The 15,067-nt window shown below is 63.5% G+C and carries 15 protein-coding genes; 7 read left to right on the forward strand and 8 right to left on the reverse strand.

What is annotated here, in order from left to right:
- The first annotated feature begins 55 nt into the window (after nt 1-55).
- Nucleotides 56-1,219 carry a GGDEF domain-containing protein gene (locus Q8X51_RS23105; RefSeq protein ID WP_027608507.1) on the forward strand — a complete coding sequence of 388 codons (1,164 nt, stop codon included), beginning with the start codon at nt 56-58 and terminating at the stop codon, nt 1,217-1,219.
- Here the strand turns inward: Q8X51_RS23105 and iolG are convergent.
- Nucleotides 1,207-2,211: an inositol 2-dehydrogenase gene (iolG, locus tag Q8X51_RS23110; protein ID WP_407694165.1), complete on the reverse strand. Its 1,005-nt coding sequence runs from the start codon at nt 2,209-2,211 to the stop codon at nt 1,207-1,209. The two genes, Q8X51_RS23105 and iolG, sit on opposite strands and share 13 nt — an antisense overlap.
- A gap of 36 nt (nt 2,212-2,247) precedes the next feature.
- On the reverse strand, nt 2,248-3,273 hold the full coding sequence (locus Q8X51_RS23115) for a LacI family DNA-binding transcriptional regulator (RefSeq protein WP_065928042.1): 1,026 nt from the start codon (nt 3,271-3,273) through the stop codon (nt 2,248-2,250).
- Between the two features lie 122 nt (nt 3,274-3,395).
- Here Q8X51_RS23115 and Q8X51_RS23120 point away from each other — a divergent pair, with 122 nt between their 5' ends.
- From Q8X51_RS23120 to Q8X51_RS23130, 3 genes are read left to right on the forward strand one after another with little or no spacing between them, the layout of a single operon-like run.
- On the forward strand, nt 3,396-4,238 hold the full coding sequence (locus tag Q8X51_RS23120; protein WP_065928041.1) for an SDR family oxidoreductase: 843 nt from the start codon (nt 3,396-3,398) through the stop codon (nt 4,236-4,238).
- Nucleotides 4,238-5,371 (forward strand): phytanoyl-CoA dioxygenase family protein, encoded by a 1,134-nt coding sequence (locus tag Q8X51_RS23125; RefSeq protein ID WP_407694166.1) that lies wholly within the window; start codon nt 4,238-4,240, stop codon nt 5,369-5,371. The genes Q8X51_RS23120 and Q8X51_RS23125 overlap by 1 nt, the downstream gene beginning before the upstream one ends.
- Before the next feature lie 35 nt (nt 5,372-5,406).
- Nucleotides 5,407-6,330 (forward strand): sugar ABC transporter substrate-binding protein, encoded by a 924-nt coding sequence (locus Q8X51_RS23130; RefSeq protein WP_065928039.1) that lies wholly within the window; start codon nt 5,407-5,409, stop codon nt 6,328-6,330.
- Between the two features lie 47 nt (nt 6,331-6,377).
- On the opposite strand, the gene Q8X51_RS23135 is transcribed toward Q8X51_RS23130, so the two are convergent.
- Nucleotides 6,378-6,698, reverse strand: a complete 321-nt coding sequence (locus tag Q8X51_RS23135) for a DUF2834 domain-containing protein (RefSeq protein ID WP_065948254.1) — start codon at nt 6,696-6,698, stop codon at nt 6,378-6,380.
- 82 nt (nt 6,699-6,780) lie between these two features.
- Between Q8X51_RS23135 and Q8X51_RS23140 the strand changes: the two genes are divergently transcribed.
- Complete coding sequence (locus Q8X51_RS23140; RefSeq protein WP_323145981.1) at nt 6,781-7,566, forward strand: helix-turn-helix domain-containing protein; 786 nt, start codon at nt 6,781-6,783, stop codon at nt 7,564-7,566.
- Nucleotides 7,567-7,622: 56 nt separating this feature from the next.
- Nucleotides 7,623-9,329 carry an amidase gene (locus tag Q8X51_RS23145; protein WP_407694167.1) on the forward strand — a complete coding sequence of 569 codons (1,707 nt, stop codon included), beginning with the start codon at nt 7,623-7,625 and terminating at the stop codon, nt 9,327-9,329.
- Between the two features lie 1,054 nt (nt 9,330-10,383).
- Here the strand turns inward: Q8X51_RS23145 and Q8X51_RS23150 are convergent.
- The 4 genes from Q8X51_RS23150 to Q8X51_RS23165 all read right to left on the reverse strand — a co-directional run bounded on the left by Q8X51_RS23150 (nt 10,384) and on the right by Q8X51_RS23165 (nt 13,003).
- Nucleotides 10,384-11,121 (reverse strand): CPBP family intramembrane glutamic endopeptidase, encoded by a 738-nt coding sequence (locus Q8X51_RS23150; protein WP_065928035.1) that lies wholly within the window; start codon nt 11,119-11,121, stop codon nt 10,384-10,386.
- On the reverse strand, nt 11,121-11,591 hold the full coding sequence (locus tag Q8X51_RS23155; RefSeq protein ID WP_065928034.1) for a RidA family protein: 471 nt from the start codon (nt 11,589-11,591) through the stop codon (nt 11,121-11,123). The genes Q8X51_RS23150 and Q8X51_RS23155 overlap by 1 nt, the downstream gene beginning before the upstream one ends.
- Complete coding sequence (locus Q8X51_RS23160) at nt 11,588-11,806, reverse strand: DUF6434 domain-containing protein (RefSeq protein WP_065928033.1); 219 nt, start codon at nt 11,804-11,806, stop codon at nt 11,588-11,590. The genes Q8X51_RS23155 and Q8X51_RS23160 overlap by 4 nt, the downstream gene beginning before the upstream one ends.
- Nucleotides 11,807-11,908: 102 nt before the next feature.
- Nucleotides 11,909-13,003 (reverse strand): SMP-30/gluconolactonase/LRE family protein, encoded by a 1,095-nt coding sequence (locus tag Q8X51_RS23165; RefSeq protein ID WP_407694168.1) that lies wholly within the window; start codon nt 13,001-13,003, stop codon nt 11,909-11,911.
- A 222-nt stretch (nt 13,004-13,225) separates the two neighbouring features.
- Between Q8X51_RS23165 and Q8X51_RS23170 the strand changes: the two genes are divergently transcribed.
- Nucleotides 13,226-13,654 carry a nuclear transport factor 2 family protein gene (locus tag Q8X51_RS23170; RefSeq protein WP_407694169.1) on the forward strand — a complete coding sequence of 143 codons (429 nt, stop codon included), beginning with the start codon at nt 13,226-13,228 and terminating at the stop codon, nt 13,652-13,654.
- 23 nt (nt 13,655-13,677) lie between these two features.
- Here Q8X51_RS23170 and Q8X51_RS23175 read toward each other — a convergent pair whose 3' ends face one another.
- Nucleotides 13,678-15,003, reverse strand: coding sequence for an aminotransferase-like domain-containing protein (locus Q8X51_RS23175; protein ID WP_407694170.1), 1,326 nt, complete (start codon nt 15,001-15,003; stop codon nt 13,678-13,680).
- Between the last annotated feature and the right edge of the window lie 64 nt (nt 15,004-15,067).

The raw sequence follows: 15,067 nt of genomic DNA on the forward strand, positions 1-15,067 counted from the left end.
CGTGTGCGCTTACAATCCCCAGCCTCAACGCACACCCAGGCAGACCCGGCACGAAATGACGCTCGACCCTCCTACGATTTTGGCACTCACCGTTGCCCTGGCCGCCGCTGCTGCCCTGTACCTGGCCATAGAATGGCGCAGCGTACGCGAACCTTCGCTGCTGTTCTGGAGCGCCGGTTTCGCCACCATCACCGTCGGCTCCACCTTGGCCCTGCTGCGCATCAATGGCTACCTGCTCATCGGCATCTGGTTTGCCAACGGCTTGCTGGTGGCCGCGCACTGCCTGTTCTTGCTCGGGGTCGCGCGCTTTACCCAGGTACGCCTGTCGCCGCGGTGGTGGCTGCTGCTGGCCGTGTGGCTGGGCATGCTGATGCTCCCGACCGACCTGCCGTGGTCCAAAGCCATGTTGGGCGTGCAGTCGCTGCTGGTCGCGCTGCCGACCCTGCGCGCCAGTTTCCTGCTGCGGCCCCACGGCCGATCATTGAGCATCGGCGCGGTGCAACTGCGTTATGTGCTGCTGGTCCACGGCATGTTCTACGTGGCCAAGGCGCTGTCGGTGGTGATCCCTGGCACCTTGATCGACCTTGCGGCGTTCAAGGGCGAGATCATCCAGGTGTCCCTGGTGGAAGGCGCCATGGCGATCATGCTGATTGCGCTGTCGATGACCGGCTCGGAACGCTACCGCCGCGAACAGCAGATCGCCCGCCTCGCCGCCCGCGACCCGCTCACCGCCCTCTACAACCGCCGCGCCCTCGACCTGCGCGCGCCGCGCCTGCTGGCCCAGGTGTCGGCGCAACAACCGGGCGCACTGCTGCTGATCGATATCGACAACTTCAAGTCGGTCAACGACCTCCACGGCCATACCGCCGGCGACCGTGTGCTGATCGCCTTGAGCGAGATGATTCGCGCAGTCGTGCCCCGAGGCGCGCTGGCCGCACGTTTGGGCGGTGATGAGTTTGTGATCCTGCTTAACCCGGCCTCGACCGAGCAGATCGTCGAACTGGGCAGCAGCCTGCGCGAGCAGTTCCAGCAACTGGCCGCACAAACCTTTGCCACGCCCGCGCCGGTGACCCTGAGCATCGGCGCCACCCTGTTCGACCAGCCGCCGGCCAGCCTGGCGGCGCTGATCGAACAGGGAGATACCACGCTGTATGAATCCAAGCGTGGCGGACGGGACAGCATTCGGTTGGTGGATCGGACCGGGGCCTACAGGTCGTAACTGACCGCCACGCACCTCCCCGTCCTCACCGACTCCAACGCACAATCGGCCAGATGCAGCGCATACAACCCGTCGCGCACACTGGTGGGCAGTGCCTGGCCGTTGTTCAGCGCATCGATAAACCGGGTCAGCTCATTGCGATAGGCATCGGCGTAACGCTCCAGGAAGAAATGCTGCAACGGTTCCAGCGCTTCGGTGTGGTCGGCGCTCCAGTGGCGCAGGGTGCTGGGGCGATGGTTGTCGGTGAGCAGCACGCCAAGGGCGCCGGAGACTTCCACGCGCTGGTCGTAACCGTATACCGCCTGGCGGCAGCAGTTGATATGGCATTGCTTGCCGGAGGCGGTACGCAGCAGGACCATCACGCTGTCGTAGTCGTCGATCTGTTCCAGGCTCGGGTCCACCAGGCGGCTGGCGATGGCGCTGACTTCCACCGGTTCTTCGCCGAGCAGGTGGCGGGCGGTGTCGAAGTCGTGGATGGTCATGTCGCGCAGGATGCCACCGGAGTGTTCCAGGTAGTCCCGCGGGGCCAGGCCTGGGTCGCGGCTGGTGATGATCACTTGGCGCACTGCGCCGATCTGGCCGGCATCCAGGGCCTGGCGCAGGCGCAGCATGTCGGGGTCGAAACGGCGATTGAAGCCGAGCATCACCTTGCCGCCCTGGCGCTCCACGGCCTGGGCGGCGCTGCGGGCCTTGGCGATGTCGAGGTCGATGGGCTTCTCGCAGAGTACCGCCTTGCCCTCGGCGACCGCCGCCAACAGCAGGTCGATATGGGTATCGGTGGGGGTGCCGATGACCACGGCGTCGATGTCTTTGCGCGTGAGGACGGCGGCGCAATCGTAGGCCGCCTCGCAGCCCAGTTGGCGGCTGAGGGCATCGACGCCTTCGCGCCAGGGATCGGCCACCAGCACCAGCGTGGCATTCGGGTGGGCGGCGACATTGGCGGCGTGGATCTTGGCGATGCGCCCGGCACCTAGGACGGCGATACGTAGCATGGTTGAACTCCTGATCTTGTTGTTTGGGGGGAGTGCTCAGTCCGGCAGGTTGAACGGGGTGACGATCTGCACCTGTGACGGCGCAATCGGGCCGGCCTTCCACAACCGGTGGTAGTGCAGGATGTGCAGGAACACGTGGCGGGCATCGATCTGCAGGTTGTGGTCGATGATCGCGGCGATTTTTTCGTCCAGCAGCAGTTGGCGGTTTTCTTCGTCGAGGTCGTGGCCGATAAACACCTCCAGCGGGCGACCCAGGGCGGCGAAGGCGTCGACAATCGCACGGTTGCCGCCGCCGACGCTGTACACCGCCTTGAGGCCGGGATGCTGTTGCAGCGCCTGGGTGACCCGCTCGAAGGTGCGCGGGTACACGCCATAGCCGCCGCTGACGTCCAGCACCCGCAGGTGGGGGGCTCGCCCGCGCAGCCAGGCGCGAAAGCCCATCTCGCGCTCCTCCTCGCCACGGAACAACTCGCTGCCGATCACCACCGCCACGTCCTGGGGCAACGCCGGCAGCCAGCGCGACATCAGGTAGGCGGCGGTCTGGCCGGCGGTGCGGTTGTCCATGCCGACGTAGCCGATGCGTTCGCTTTGCGGCAGGTCCGTCACCAGGGTCACCACCGGGATGCCCGCCGCGATCAGGTGCTTGACGGCCTGGTTCACCGCCGGCTCGTCGGCGGCCTTGAGCACCACGCCCTGGCTGCCGGTGTCGAGGCAGCGCAGCAACTGATCGTGCATGGCCTGGGGCTCGATTTCTTCGAACAAGTGAAAACGCGGGGCGATGCGAAACGGCGCCAGGCTGGCCAGTTGCGCGGTGATCGCCGCCTGCACCGCGGCGCTGAAACGCTGAGGGGTGTGCATGATCACGTCGACATGGAAGGTGCGCCCTACCGCCAGGCCGTTTTTCTCCTGGGATTCCAGTTCATCCAGCGCCTGCTCGATACGTCGGCGAGTCTGGCCGTGCACGCTGCCGCGCTGATGCAGCACGCGGTCGACCGTGGCCTTGCTCACGCCCGCCTGGGTCGCGAGTTGCTTGATGGAGAAGTGTTTGGCGCGTTCGAGCATGGGTTTCGCCTGAGGTGTTTATGAGGTCTTTTTTAGGTATTACTGAGGTTTTGCAATGCTAGTCTCAGTTTTGTCCGGCGTCGAGCCGGGCAATCAAAACAACAACAATCCAGGAGAACCCCATGCCTCAAGCCGACCTCGCCAGTACGTTCAACGGCCAATATTTTGTCGTCACCGGCAGCACCCAGGGCCTGGGCGCCGCCGTGGCCCACACCCTGGCGCGACGCGGCGCCGCCGGGCTGATCATTTGCGGGCGGCGCCGCGCCCAGGGCGAAGAACAGGTGCGGCAGTTGGCGCAGCTGGATTGCCAGGCGTTTTTTGTCGAGGCCGACCTTGAACAGGTCGAGGATTGCCGCGCGATCATCGAGGCCGCGCGCACCCACTTCGGCACCCTGCATGGCCTGGTGAACTGCGCCGGGATGTCGGACCGCGGCACCATTGTCGACACCTCGCCGCAGCTGTTCGATCGGCTGATGGCGGTGAATGTGCGGGCGCCGTTTTTCCTGATGCAGGACGCGTTGAAATTGATGATCAGCCAGGGCGTGGAAGGCGCCGTGGTAAACATCCAGAGCATCACCGGGCATGGTGGTCAATCGTTCCTTTGCGCGTATGCGGCGTCCAAAGGTGCGCTGGCGATCCTGACCAGGAACGTGGCGTTCAGTGCGCTGCGCAACCGGATCCGCGTCAACGGCCTGAACATCGGCTGGATGGACACGCCCCATGAGGATCAGATCCAGCGCCAGTACCACGGCGCCCAGGACGGTTGGCTGGCTGAGGCGGAACGCGCGCAGCCGTTCGGCCGCCTGCTCAAGCCCGAAGAGGTGGCGCAAAGCGTGGCGTTCCTGCTGTCGCGCGAGTCGGGGATGATGACCGGCGCGGTGATCGACCTGGAGCAAGGCGTGGTCGGCTGCACCGACAGCGGCAGCCCGCAGCCCTTCAATGCCCTGAGCCTGGGAGGTGAGTAATGTCGGCATTTGTGACACTGCAGGATGTACGCATTGAGGATTTCAAGCGGATTTGCGCGCAACAGGCGCGTGCCGAGGACTATCCCCTGGCTGCGGAAGTGCTCGGCAACGTGCCGGTCTATCAGGCCTACACCTTGCGCAACAGCGACCGCCACACGGTGATGAATGAACTGCACCGTTTGTTTCGCGATGGACCGGGCGTGATGGTGGTGCGCCGCGCCTATGAGGACCTGGAAGTGGTGGATCGCCACAGCCAGGTGTTCGAGGCGATCTTTGCCCAGGAGGCCGCCCAAGGCGTGGCCGCCGACCATTTTGCCAAGGCCGGCAGTAACGGGCGTATCTGGAATTCATTGCAGAAGGCCGCGCTACAGTCGCCGCAATCCTTTGTGGAGTATTACGCCAACCCGCTGCTGGGGCTGATCGCCGAGGCATGGCTGGGCCCGAGCTATCAGGTAACGGCGCAAGTGAACGTGGTGCACCCCGGCGGCCAGGCGCAACAGCCGCACCGCGACTATCACCTGGGCTTCCAGACCACCGAGGTGGTGGAGCGCTTTCCCCTGCCCTTGCATGTGCTGTCCCAGTACCTGACGTTGCAGGGCGCAGTGGCCCACTCGGCGATGCCGCTGGAAAGCGGCCCCACCCAGTTGCTGCCGTTTTCCCAGCAATACGCCCTGGGTTACCTGGCCTGGCGGCGCCCCGAATTTATCGAGCACTTCCAGCAGCACGCCGTGCAACTGGCGCTGGACAAGGGCGACCTGCTGTTTTTCAACCCGGCGCTGTTCCACGCCGCCGGCACCAACCGCACGGCCGGCCACCAGCGCATGGCCAACCTGCTGCAAATCTCCTCGGCCTTCGGCAAGCCCATGGAAGCCCTCGACCGCGACCGCATGATGCTGGCGGTGTACCCGGCCCTGCTGGCCAGCACGGCCCTGGATGCCCAGGCAATTGCAGCGGTGGTGGCCTGCACCGCCGACGGCTATGCCTTCCCCACCAACCTCGACACCGACCCACCCTTGCAGGGCCTGGCCCCGCAAACCGGGCAACAACTCATGCTGCAAGCCCTCGACGAACGCTGGGCGTATGAGGACTTCGCCGCGGCCGTGGCGCAACTGCGGGCCAAGCGCCAGGCGTGATGCTTTAACAACAACAAAAACAACGGAGCACAACCATGAAGAAGCAACTCCTTGCGGCACTCTTGACCCTCGCCATCACCCCCTGGGCGCTGGCCGATATACGGATCGGCGTGAGCATCGCCCAGGTCGACGACGTATTTCTCGCGCAAATGCGTGACTACATGGCCGCCCACGCCCGGGAACTGCCCGGCGTGACCCTGCAATTCGAAGACGCCCAGGGCGACGTGGTGCGCCAGCTTAACCAGGTGCAGAACTTCACCGCCCAGGGCATGGACGCAATTATCGTCAACGCCGTAGACACCGCCGCCACCCAGAAAATGACGGTCAATGCCCAACAGGCCAGGATCCCGCTGGTGTACGTCAACCGCCGCCCCGAGTTCAAGGAAGTACCGCCAGGGGTTGGCTATGTCGGCTCGGATGAGATCAAGGCCGGTGAAATCCAGATGCGCTACCTGGCCGAGAAAATGGGCGGCAAAGGCAACCTGGCGATCATGCTCGGGCTGCTGTCCAACAACGCCACCCACAACCGTACGCTGGGGGTCAAGAACGTGCTCAAGGACTATCCAGGTATAAAGATCGTCGAGGAGCAGAGTGCCGAATGGCAGCGCAGCAAGGCAATTGACCTGATGAACAACTGGATCGTGTCCGGGCGCAAAATCGACGCCGTGGCGGCGAATGCCGATGAAATGGCGATTGGCGCGGCCATGGCGATCAGCCAGGCCGGCATGCAGCCCGGCAAGGATATTCTGGTGGCCGGCAGCGATGGCGGCGCGGCCGGTTTGGACGCAGTGAAGAAAGGCCAGTTGCTGGTGACGGCGTATCAGGACAACAAGGGGCAGGCCGTGGGCTCCATTGACCTGGCGGTGAAGATGGTCAAGAAACAGCCGTATGACGCCGAGCTGACCATTCCTTATCAGCAGATCACCAAGGACAACTACCAGGCATTCCTCAACCCATAAACTTCATCGTGGCGAGGGGGCTTGCTCCCTCGCCACAAGTAGACCCGTCAGTCCTGACGTTCTGCGCGTCGCACAACCCCATTGACGACGATATACAGCAACGGCCCCACCGACACGAACACCGCCGTCAGCAAGAAGTACGGCAGCACCGACGCCAGCGACCGCCCCCGCGCCCGTGCATCCCGGTACATCCACACACAGGCCAGCACGGCCATCAGGTACAGGTCGATGACGACCTGCGCGGTGTCCGGGCGCGATATCAACTCTCGTCCGAAGGCCAGCAACGATTGCTCGGCCGTGAGCAGCGTGAACAGGGTGTACAGCGAAAAACCCAGCAGAGCGGCGAGGGCCAGATAAGGTTTGTGCATGGTCTGTTCCTTGACGTGATCGAGGCCCACCCTAGTGATAAGGTTGCCCCCTCGCAATGACCTCGGAGGTCATAGTCACGCCATGGATAACCCCGCTACTGCCGGCGAACATCTGCGCCAGCTACGCCGACAGGCTGGTCTGAGCCAACTTGACCTGGCCCTGATCACCGGCGTGTCCCAGCGCCACCTCAGTTGCCTCGAAACCGGCCGCGCCAAGCCGAGCCCAGGTACGTTGCATCACCTGCTCAGCGCACTGGAAACACCGCTGGAGCAGTGCAACCGCGTATTCCTCGCCGCCGGCTTCGCGCCCCGCTATACCGCTACCCCGCTCGCCTCCCCGGCCATGGCTGCAATTCGCGAGGCGGTCAGCCATGTCCTGCACGCCAACAACCCGGCCCCGGCGATCCTGCTGGGCAGCCACTGGGAAGTGCTGGCGGCGAATGCGAGTACCGGCGCGCTGTTGGCACTGGCGGGGGTCACGCCGCCGCTGGAAGGCCTGAACCTGCTGACCACCCTGCTGCAACCCGGCGGCCTGGGCGACCACCTGGTCAACGCCGAAGAAATCCGCACCCTGGCCTGGCAACGGGCAAGCCGCGAGGCGCTGGACAACCCTGTGCTGGCCGCTCTACTGGCGAGCCTGCCCGCCCCCGCCCACACCACGCCGCCGCCTGAAATGCCGCCGCTGGTGTTGACCCGCGTGCATACCAGCCAGGGCGAGCTGAGCTTTCTGTCCACCTTCACCACCTTCGGCATGCCCCAGGACATCACCCTCGCCTCCCTGCGTATCGAACATCTGATTCCCGCAGACGACGCCACCTGGCAGGTGATGCGTGCCGCCCATGGGGAAAATGCCGCACTGGTTTTGTGAAATATCTGTACGTAGACTGCCGCCATACCTCACCTTAAGGCGGCGAAGAAAACGTCATGCAAGTTACCGAAGTCTCCATTGCCCAATTGCGCGCGGCGCTCGAATCCGGCCAGACCACGGCCGTTGAACTGGTGCAGGCTTACCTCGCACGGATCGATGCCTACGACGGCCCGCAGACCGCTACCGCCCTCAACGCCGTCGTCGTGCGTAACCCCGACGCCCTCAAGGAAGCCCAAGCCTCCGATGCACGTCGGGCCAAGGGCGAAACCTTGGGGCCATTGGATGGCATTCCCTACACCGCCAAGGACAGCTACCTGGTCAAAGGGCTGACGGCCGCCTCGGGCAGCCCGGCCTTTGCCAGCCTTGTCGCCCAGCGCGATGCATTCACCATCGAGCGCCTGCGCGCCGGTGGCGCCATCTGCCTGGGCAAGACCAACATGCCGCCGATGGCCAATGGCGGCATGCAGCGCGGCGTGTATGGCCGCGCGGAAAGCCCGTATAACGCCGACTACCTCACCGCGCCGTTCGCCTCCGGTTCGTCCAACGGTGCCGGCACCGCCACCGCCGCCAGCTTTGCCGCCTTCGGCCTGGCGGAGGAAACCTGGTCCAGCGGCCGTGGCCCGGCGTCCAACAATGGCCTGTGCGCCTACACCCCGTCCCGTGGGGTGATTTCGGTGCGCGGCAACTGGCCGTTGACCCCGACCATGGACGTGGTAGTTCCCTACGCCCGCACCATGGCCGACCTGCTGGAAGTGCTCGACGTGGTGGTGGCCGACGACCCGGACACCCGTGGCGACCTGTGGCGCCTGCAGCCGTGGGTGCCGATCCCCAGCGTCGCCTCGGTGCGCCCGGCGTCTTACGCTGAACTGGCGGTCAACACTGAAGCCCTGGCCGGCAAACGCTTCGGCGTGCCGCGCATGTACATCAATGCCGACCCCGAGGCCGGCACCAGCGAGAAGCCCGGCATCGGCGGCCCGACCGGGCAGAAAATCAACACCCGTGCCAGCGTGATCGACCTGTGGCAGGCCGCGCGCCAGGCCCTTGAAGCCGCAGGCGCCGAAGTCATCGAGGTGGACTTCCCACTGGTGTCCAACTGCGAAGGCGACCGCCCAGGCGCGCCGACCGTGTTTACTCGTGGCCTGGTGTCCAAGGAATTCCTGCACGATGAGTTGTGGGAACTGTCGGCCTGGGCCTTCGATGATTTCCTGCGCGCCAACAACGACCCGGCCCTGAACCGCCTGGCCGATGTGGACGGGCCGAAAATCTTCCCCCACGACCCCGGCACCCTGCCCAACCGTGAGGACGACCTGGCCGCCGGCATGGACGAGTACGTGCGCATGGCCGAGCGTGGCATCACCCCGTGGAACGAGATCAGCACCGTGCCCGATGGCCTGCGCGGCCTGGAGCAAACCCGGCGGATCGACCTGGAAGACTGGATGGATAAGCTCGGCCTCGACGCTGTGCTGTTCCCCACCGTGGCCGATGTAGGCCCTGCGGATGCCGATGTGAACGAAGCCAGTGCGGACATTGCCTGGAGCAACGGTGTGTGGGTGGCCAACGGCAACCTCGCCATCCGCCACCTGGGCGTGCCTACCGTTACCGTGCCCATGGGCCTAATGGCAGACATCGGCATGCCGGTCGGGCTGACCTTTGCCGGGCGGGCCTATGAGGATTCGGCGTTGCTGCGATTTGCGGCGGCGTATGAAGCCACCGGCAGCAAACGCCTGATCCCGCCGCGCACGCCGCCGCTGGCGACAAACTAACTGCTTCACTGTGGGAGGGGGCTTGCTCCCGATGTGGGAGTGTCAGTTGATGCATCTGTGGCTGACCCACTGCCATCGGGAGCAAGCCCCCTCCCACATTTGGAACTGCATATATCAGGTAGATCTCGGTCTGCTTTTGCTCTGGCTTTTGCAGTCTTCGAGCCGACCGGAGTTGTCACTGGTGTACTCGCTTAAGTGTGGGAGGGGGCTTGCTCCCGATGAGGGAGTGTCAGTTGATGCATCTGTGGCTGACCCACTGCCATCGGGAGCAAGCCCCCTCCCACATTTGGATCTGCATATATCAGGTAGATCTCGGTCTGCTTTTGCTCTGGCTTTTTCGGCCTTGGAGCCAATTGGAGTTGGGGCTGGTGTACTCGGTAAAAAATGTGGGAGGGGGCTTGCTCCCGATGAGGGCGTGTCAGTTGATGCATCTGTGGCTGAACTACTGCCATCGGGAGCAAGCCCCCTCCCACATTTGGATCTGCATATATCAGGTAGATCTCGGTCTGCTTTTACTCTGGCTTTTGCAGTCTTCGAGCCGACCGGAGTTGTCACTGGTGTACTCGGTTAAGTGTGGGGGCTTGCTCCCGATGAGGGAGTGTCAGTTGATGCATCTGTGGCTGAACTACTGCCATCGGGAGCAAGCCCCCTCCCACATTTGGAACTGCATATATCAGGTAGATCTCGGTCTGCTTTTACTCTGGCTTTTTCGGCCTTGGAGCTAACTGGAGTTGGGGCTGGTGTACTCGGTAAAAAATGTGGGAGGGGGCTTGCTCCCGATGAGGGCGTGTCAGTTGATGCATCTGTGGCTGACCCACTGCCATCGGGAGCAAGCCCCCTCCCACATTTGGAACTGCATATATCAGGTAGATCTCGGTCTGCTTTTGCTCTGGCTTTTTCGGCCTTGGAGCCAATTGGAGTTGGGGCTGGTGTACTCGGTAAAAAATGTGGGAGGGGGCTTGCTCCCTATGAGGGCGTGTCAGTTGATGCATCGGTGGCTGACCCACTGCAATCGGGAGCAAGCCCCCTCCCACCGTTCTGAGCGCATTTCAAGTCAGGCCATATAGGGCACCGCAATCAGCAGGATTGCCGTGCCATGGCAGGCCGTCGCCGCCAACACGCCATGACGCATGCGCACCAGTGCGCAGGCCAGCCCTTCGATCAGGGTAAACAGCAACACCGGCCAGCCCAGTTGAGTCACGCTCAAGGCCAGGAAGGCATGGCAGGCGGCAAACGCCACGCCACTGATCAGCGCCGCTCGCAGCGGTGTCACCTGCTGTTCAAGGTAGCCCTGCAAAAACCCGCGAAACAACACTTCCTCCAGCGCATTGGCGCCATAGGCCAACACCACCATGCCCGGCAGCCACACCCAGTAGCCGGGGATCGCGTGCGGCTCTATTCCTTGATAGAGCCGCAACGGCACACCGATCAGGCAACCGACCGCAAGCCCCACCGCCAGGCCAAGGGCGCGGTGGCCCCGGGTCCATACCACCAGGCGCCACAACTCCGGCGCCACCCGGACCAACACTACGGCCAGCAGCACCGACAGGCCACCCAGCGCCGCCAATACAAAGGCATTCGCGGTGAAGGCGATTTGCACGTCGTCACTGAGCGCCCACATGCCCAGGGGCGTCATCACATCGCGCATCAGCACGAACGCCGCGAGCAAAATCAGGATGCGCATGGCCGGCAACGACTTGGGCGTCAACCCGAACCACAGGCCAAACAGCAGCAAGCCCGGCGCCAGGTGCAGGCCGTAGTTGAGCAGGACGACCAGACCTTGGCTGACCATCAGTCGTGCGCGACCGCGACCATGTCGATTTCCACCGCCGCCGACTTCGGCAGTTGCATCACCCCCACCGACGTGCGCGAATGCACCCCGGCACCGCCGAGGATCTCGTGCAACAGGTCCGAGGCGCCGTTGGCCACTTCACTCTGCTGATCGAAGTCCTCGGCGCTGCGTACATACACGGTGATACGCGGGATGGCCTTGACCCGATCCAGCGAACCGAGCGCCTGCTTGAGCAGGCCCAGGCAGCGCAATGCACTGATGCCGGCGGCGATCTGTGCCTGGGCCAGGGTCAAGGTGTCACCGACCTTACCCGGCAGCATGACCGTGTCGCCGACACGCGGGATCTGCCCGCTGATGTACAGATGGTTACCGTCGCGCACCAGCGGCGTGTAGTTGCCGCCGACTTTGAATTCATCCAATTGATAGCCGAGGCGTTTTTGCACGGCTTGGTATTTTTCATCCGGTGTCATGCTCGGGAGTCCTCGTTGCGACGCTGCCACTCATCCACCACGTCGCCCATTGTCTTGGGTGTTGCGTTGCGAATCCACGCCATGAAAGGCCGGTCGAACGTGAACCCCGCGCCACAGTGCTCACGCATGAAACGGCGTACGTTCTGGGTGTTTTTGTAGTGTGAAGTGACAGGCGTGCTGCGGGTGATAGGGGCGCTGTGCCAATCAAAGTCCATTTGCGTAACGCTCTGATGTTTCAGGAGCACGCAGCATAGCGCTAAATAGCCACTGTGAACGCCGGCCAACCGGCGCTGACAGTGGATTTTTTTCAGCGCCTATCAGGCGAAATCCGCCCCTCGCGTATTGACGAACAACGCGTAGATCGAATGGCTGCCGGCCATGAACAGGCGGTTGCCTTCGCGGCCGCCAAAGCACAGGTTGGGGCAGCGTTCCGGCAGCGAGATATGCCCGATGGCCTTGCCCTGGGAATTGAACACGCGCACGCCGTCGAGCTTTTCCAGGTCGGCCTTGGGGTCGCCATTGCCGCCCCAGCCACACCAGAGATTGCCGCTCTCGTCGCACTTGATGCCGTCCAGCGCTGCGTATTCGAGGCCTTCGATATGCTTGCGCCGTTCGCCCAGGGTGCCGTCGTCCTTGACGTCAATCGCCCAGATCAGTCGGTTGGGCTTGGCGCGCCCTTCCACCACGTAGAGGGTCTTTTCATCCGGCGAAAAGCACAGGCCGTTGGGACCGTTGAGGTCGTCGATCACCCGCGTAACCTTGCCGCTGTCAGCGTCGATGCGATACACGCCATGGGGCTGGGTGGGGGTGATCTTGTGGCCTTCGTAGTGGTTGCCGGTCTGGAATGGCGGGTCGCTGAACCACACCGAACCATCGCGCTTGCACACGATGTCGTTGGGCGAGTTGAAGGGTTTGCCGTCAAAGCTGTCCGCCAGCACCGTGATGCTACCGTTATGTTCGGTGCGAGTGATGCGCCGCCCCTCGCCAGAAGTGGTCGAACCTTCGCACACCAGCAGGCGGCCCTGGCGATCGCGGCACATGCCGTTGGAGAAGTTGGCGTTTTCACGGTACACCGACAGGCTGTCGGTCACCTCATCCCAACGCACGATGCGGTTGTTGGGAATATCACTGAGCAGCAGGTAGCGGCCATCGCCGATCCACACCGGTCCTTCGGCCCAGCGCAGGCCGGTCGCCAGGCGCTCAACGCTGGCATTGAACAGTCGCAGCTCGAGGAAACTGTCGTCGAGCACCTTGATCAGGGGGTCTGGATAACGCTGGCTCAAGGGCTCGGCCGCGTCTGCCAGGCGAGGCAGGTTGCCCAGCACCGCCACCGACGCGGAAACCGCCAGGGATCGCTGGAGAAAGACCCGGCGGCTGTGTTCGGAGCGGGCAGGCGAAGGGGGAAAATCCATGGGTATCTCCGTTATTTTATTGTTAGACGGGAGACTAGTTTTAACCTGTGATGAGACATCGTACAAGATTGAAGACTTCAACCACCCTTTACAACGTAAGGCACTGCGCAAATATTCCAAATTTTACTTTCCAAAAGCCCTTCGACTATTGCAATGTTGTACGACAACATATTCAGTAACGTGTTGCCCGTACACCTCCCCAACAACAATAAGGAAACACCCATGCAAAACGTCAAAGTGCTGATCGGTTTTCTGTGCCTGTTCAGCGGCTATGTGGCCGCCGCCCCTGCCGCCGACGAAGACGTCGCCCAAGCGGTCGACCACCTCACCCAGGCCATGCTGCATAAAGACCTCAAGCAGCTCCAGAGCCTGACCGCCGAGAACCTCACCTACGGCCACTCCAGCGGCAAGATCCAGAACAAGCAAGAATTCATTGCCGATATCGAGACCGGGCGCAGCGGCTTCAAGACCCTGGAAATGCAGAAACAGACCATCACCCTGAGTGGCGATACCGCCCTGGTACGCAACCACTTCTCCGCCCTGGCGGTGAACAGCGGCAAGGAAGTGCCCACCGAAATCGAGAACTTCCAGATCTGGCAAAAACAGAAAGGCCACTGGCTGCTGATCGGGCGCCAGGCGTTTAAATTCTGATGGCTAGCGGTGGGCCATCGGGCTCACCACTGCACCACCTTGCGCACCATCACCAACGCCTCGCGCAGCGCCGGCATGTCCACCGAGCCCAATGCCAGGCGCAACGCATGGGGCACGTGGGCCGAGACGGCGAAGGGCTCGGCGGTGGAGACGGAAATACCGTCGCGCTGCAAGGTCATGGCGACTTGATCGGCGCGGGCCTCTTCCGCCAGGGGCAGCCACAAGAAATACGATGACGGGTGGCTGGTGTAGGCCACCCCCTTGAGCACCTGCGCGGCCAAGGCTTGCCGCGCCCGCGCATCCTGGCGCTTGTGGGTTTCAAGTTGCGCCACGGTGCCATCCTCGAGCCAGGCCACCGCAATCGCACTCATCACCCCCGGCACGTTCCAGGTGGTGGCCATGATGGTGCGTTCCAGTGCTTTGACCCAACCCGACGGGGCAGCGATAAACCCCACGCGCAGGCCGGTCGCGACACTTTTCGACAGCCCGCCCACATAGACCGTGCGCTCCGGCGCCAATCTGGCCACGGGCAGCGGCGCGTCCTCGGCCAGGAACGCGTAGGCCGCGTCCTCGATGATCATCAGGTTGTGCTCACGGGCAATCGCCACCAACTGCTCGCGCTGCGCCAGGCTCAGCACCCAGCCCAACGGGTTATGCAAAGTCGGCATGCTGTACACGGCACGCACCGGGCGCTTGCGACACAGGCTGTGCAGGTAGTCCAGGTCCGGGCCGTCGGCGGTGACCGGGATGGCGACGATCTCCAGGTGCAGGGTCTCGGCCAGCACCTTGAACCCCGAATACGTCAAGGCGTCGACGGCGATCACATCACCGGGCTTGAGCAAGGTCATCATGGTCACGGCCAACCCGTGCTGGGCGCCACTGACCACCAGCACCTGTTCGGCCTCGACCGTCAGCCCTCGACTCAACAGGTGCCGCGCGACAGCGGCGCGCTCATGCAGGCGACCGGCGTGGGGCTGGTAACGCAGCAGCGCTTCAAGGTCGCCGGACAGCGCCAACTGGCGCAATGCGGTGCGCAGCAAGTCGGCCTGGCCCGGCAAGGACGGGTAGTTGAAACTCAGATCGAGCATGCCCGCCGCCACGCTCATCTGCCCGCTGCCCTGCCCCGGCGGCAGCGAGATTTCGCGCACAAAGGTGCCTCGGCCTGTCTCGCCACTGACCAGGCCCATGGCCTCCAGCTCGGCGTACACCCGGCTCGCGGTGACCAGCGCCAGGCCATGTTCGGCGGCCAATTGGCGGTGGGTCGGCAGTCGCGTACCGGGGGGCATGCTGCCTGAGCGAATGGCCTCGGCGAAGCTGTCGACCAACGACTTGTAGCGGGCGCGGGGCATAGCGATGTATCCATGACAATTTTTTGATTGTCTTTATCTTCAACCCTAGGATGCCTGCCACGCA

Source organism: Pseudomonas sp. Yb2C2 (assembly GCF_052112325.1).
Taxonomy (GTDB): Bacteria; Pseudomonadota; Gammaproteobacteria; order Pseudomonadales; family Pseudomonadaceae; genus Aquipseudomonas; species Aquipseudomonas marginalis.

Excerpts from the sequence above, each read along its gene's own strand:
- Q8X51_RS23165 (WP_407694168.1), bottom strand. The coding sequence starts at position 13,003 with ATGGATTTTCCCCCTTCGCCTGCCCGCTCCGAACACAGCCGCCGGGTC.
- Q8X51_RS23175 (WP_407694170.1), bottom strand. The coding sequence starts at position 15,003 with ATGCCCCGCGCCCGCTACAAGTCGTTGGTCGACAGCTTCGCCGAGGCC.
- Q8X51_RS23115 (WP_065928042.1), bottom strand. The coding sequence starts at position 3,273 with ATGCTCGAACGCGCCAAACACTTCTCCATCAAGCAACTCGCGACCCAG.
- Q8X51_RS23145 (WP_407694167.1), top strand. The coding sequence starts at position 7,623 with ATGCAAGTTACCGAAGTCTCCATTGCCCAATTGCGCGCGGCGCTCGAA.
- Q8X51_RS23135 (WP_065948254.1), bottom strand. The coding sequence starts at position 6,698 with ATGCACAAACCTTATCTGGCCCTCGCCGCTCTGCTGGGTTTTTCGCTG.
- Q8X51_RS23105 (WP_027608507.1), top strand. The coding sequence starts at position 56 with ATGACGCTCGACCCTCCTACGATTTTGGCACTCACCGTTGCCCTGGCC.
- Q8X51_RS23170 (WP_407694169.1), top strand. The coding sequence starts at position 13,226 with ATGCAAAACGTCAAAGTGCTGATCGGTTTTCTGTGCCTGTTCAGCGGC.
- Q8X51_RS23125 (WP_407694166.1), top strand. The coding sequence starts at position 4,238 with ATGTCGGCATTTGTGACACTGCAGGATGTACGCATTGAGGATTTCAAG.
- Q8X51_RS23130 (WP_065928039.1), top strand. The coding sequence starts at position 5,407 with ATGAAGAAGCAACTCCTTGCGGCACTCTTGACCCTCGCCATCACCCCC.
- Q8X51_RS23160 (WP_065928033.1), bottom strand. The coding sequence starts at position 11,806 with ATGGACTTTGATTGGCACAGCGCCCCTATCACCCGCAGCACGCCTGTC.
- Q8X51_RS23140 (WP_323145981.1), top strand. The coding sequence starts at position 6,781 with ATGGATAACCCCGCTACTGCCGGCGAACATCTGCGCCAGCTACGCCGA.
- Q8X51_RS23155 (WP_065928034.1), bottom strand. The coding sequence starts at position 11,591 with ATGACACCGGATGAAAAATACCAAGCCGTGCAAAAACGCCTCGGCTAT.
- iolG (WP_407694165.1), bottom strand. The coding sequence starts at position 2,211 with ATGCTACGTATCGCCGTCCTAGGTGCCGGGCGCATCGCCAAGATCCAC.
- Q8X51_RS23120 (WP_065928041.1), top strand. The coding sequence starts at position 3,396 with ATGCCTCAAGCCGACCTCGCCAGTACGTTCAACGGCCAATATTTTGTC.
- Q8X51_RS23150 (WP_065928035.1), bottom strand. The coding sequence starts at position 11,121 with ATGGTCAGCCAAGGTCTGGTCGTCCTGCTCAACTACGGCCTGCACCTG.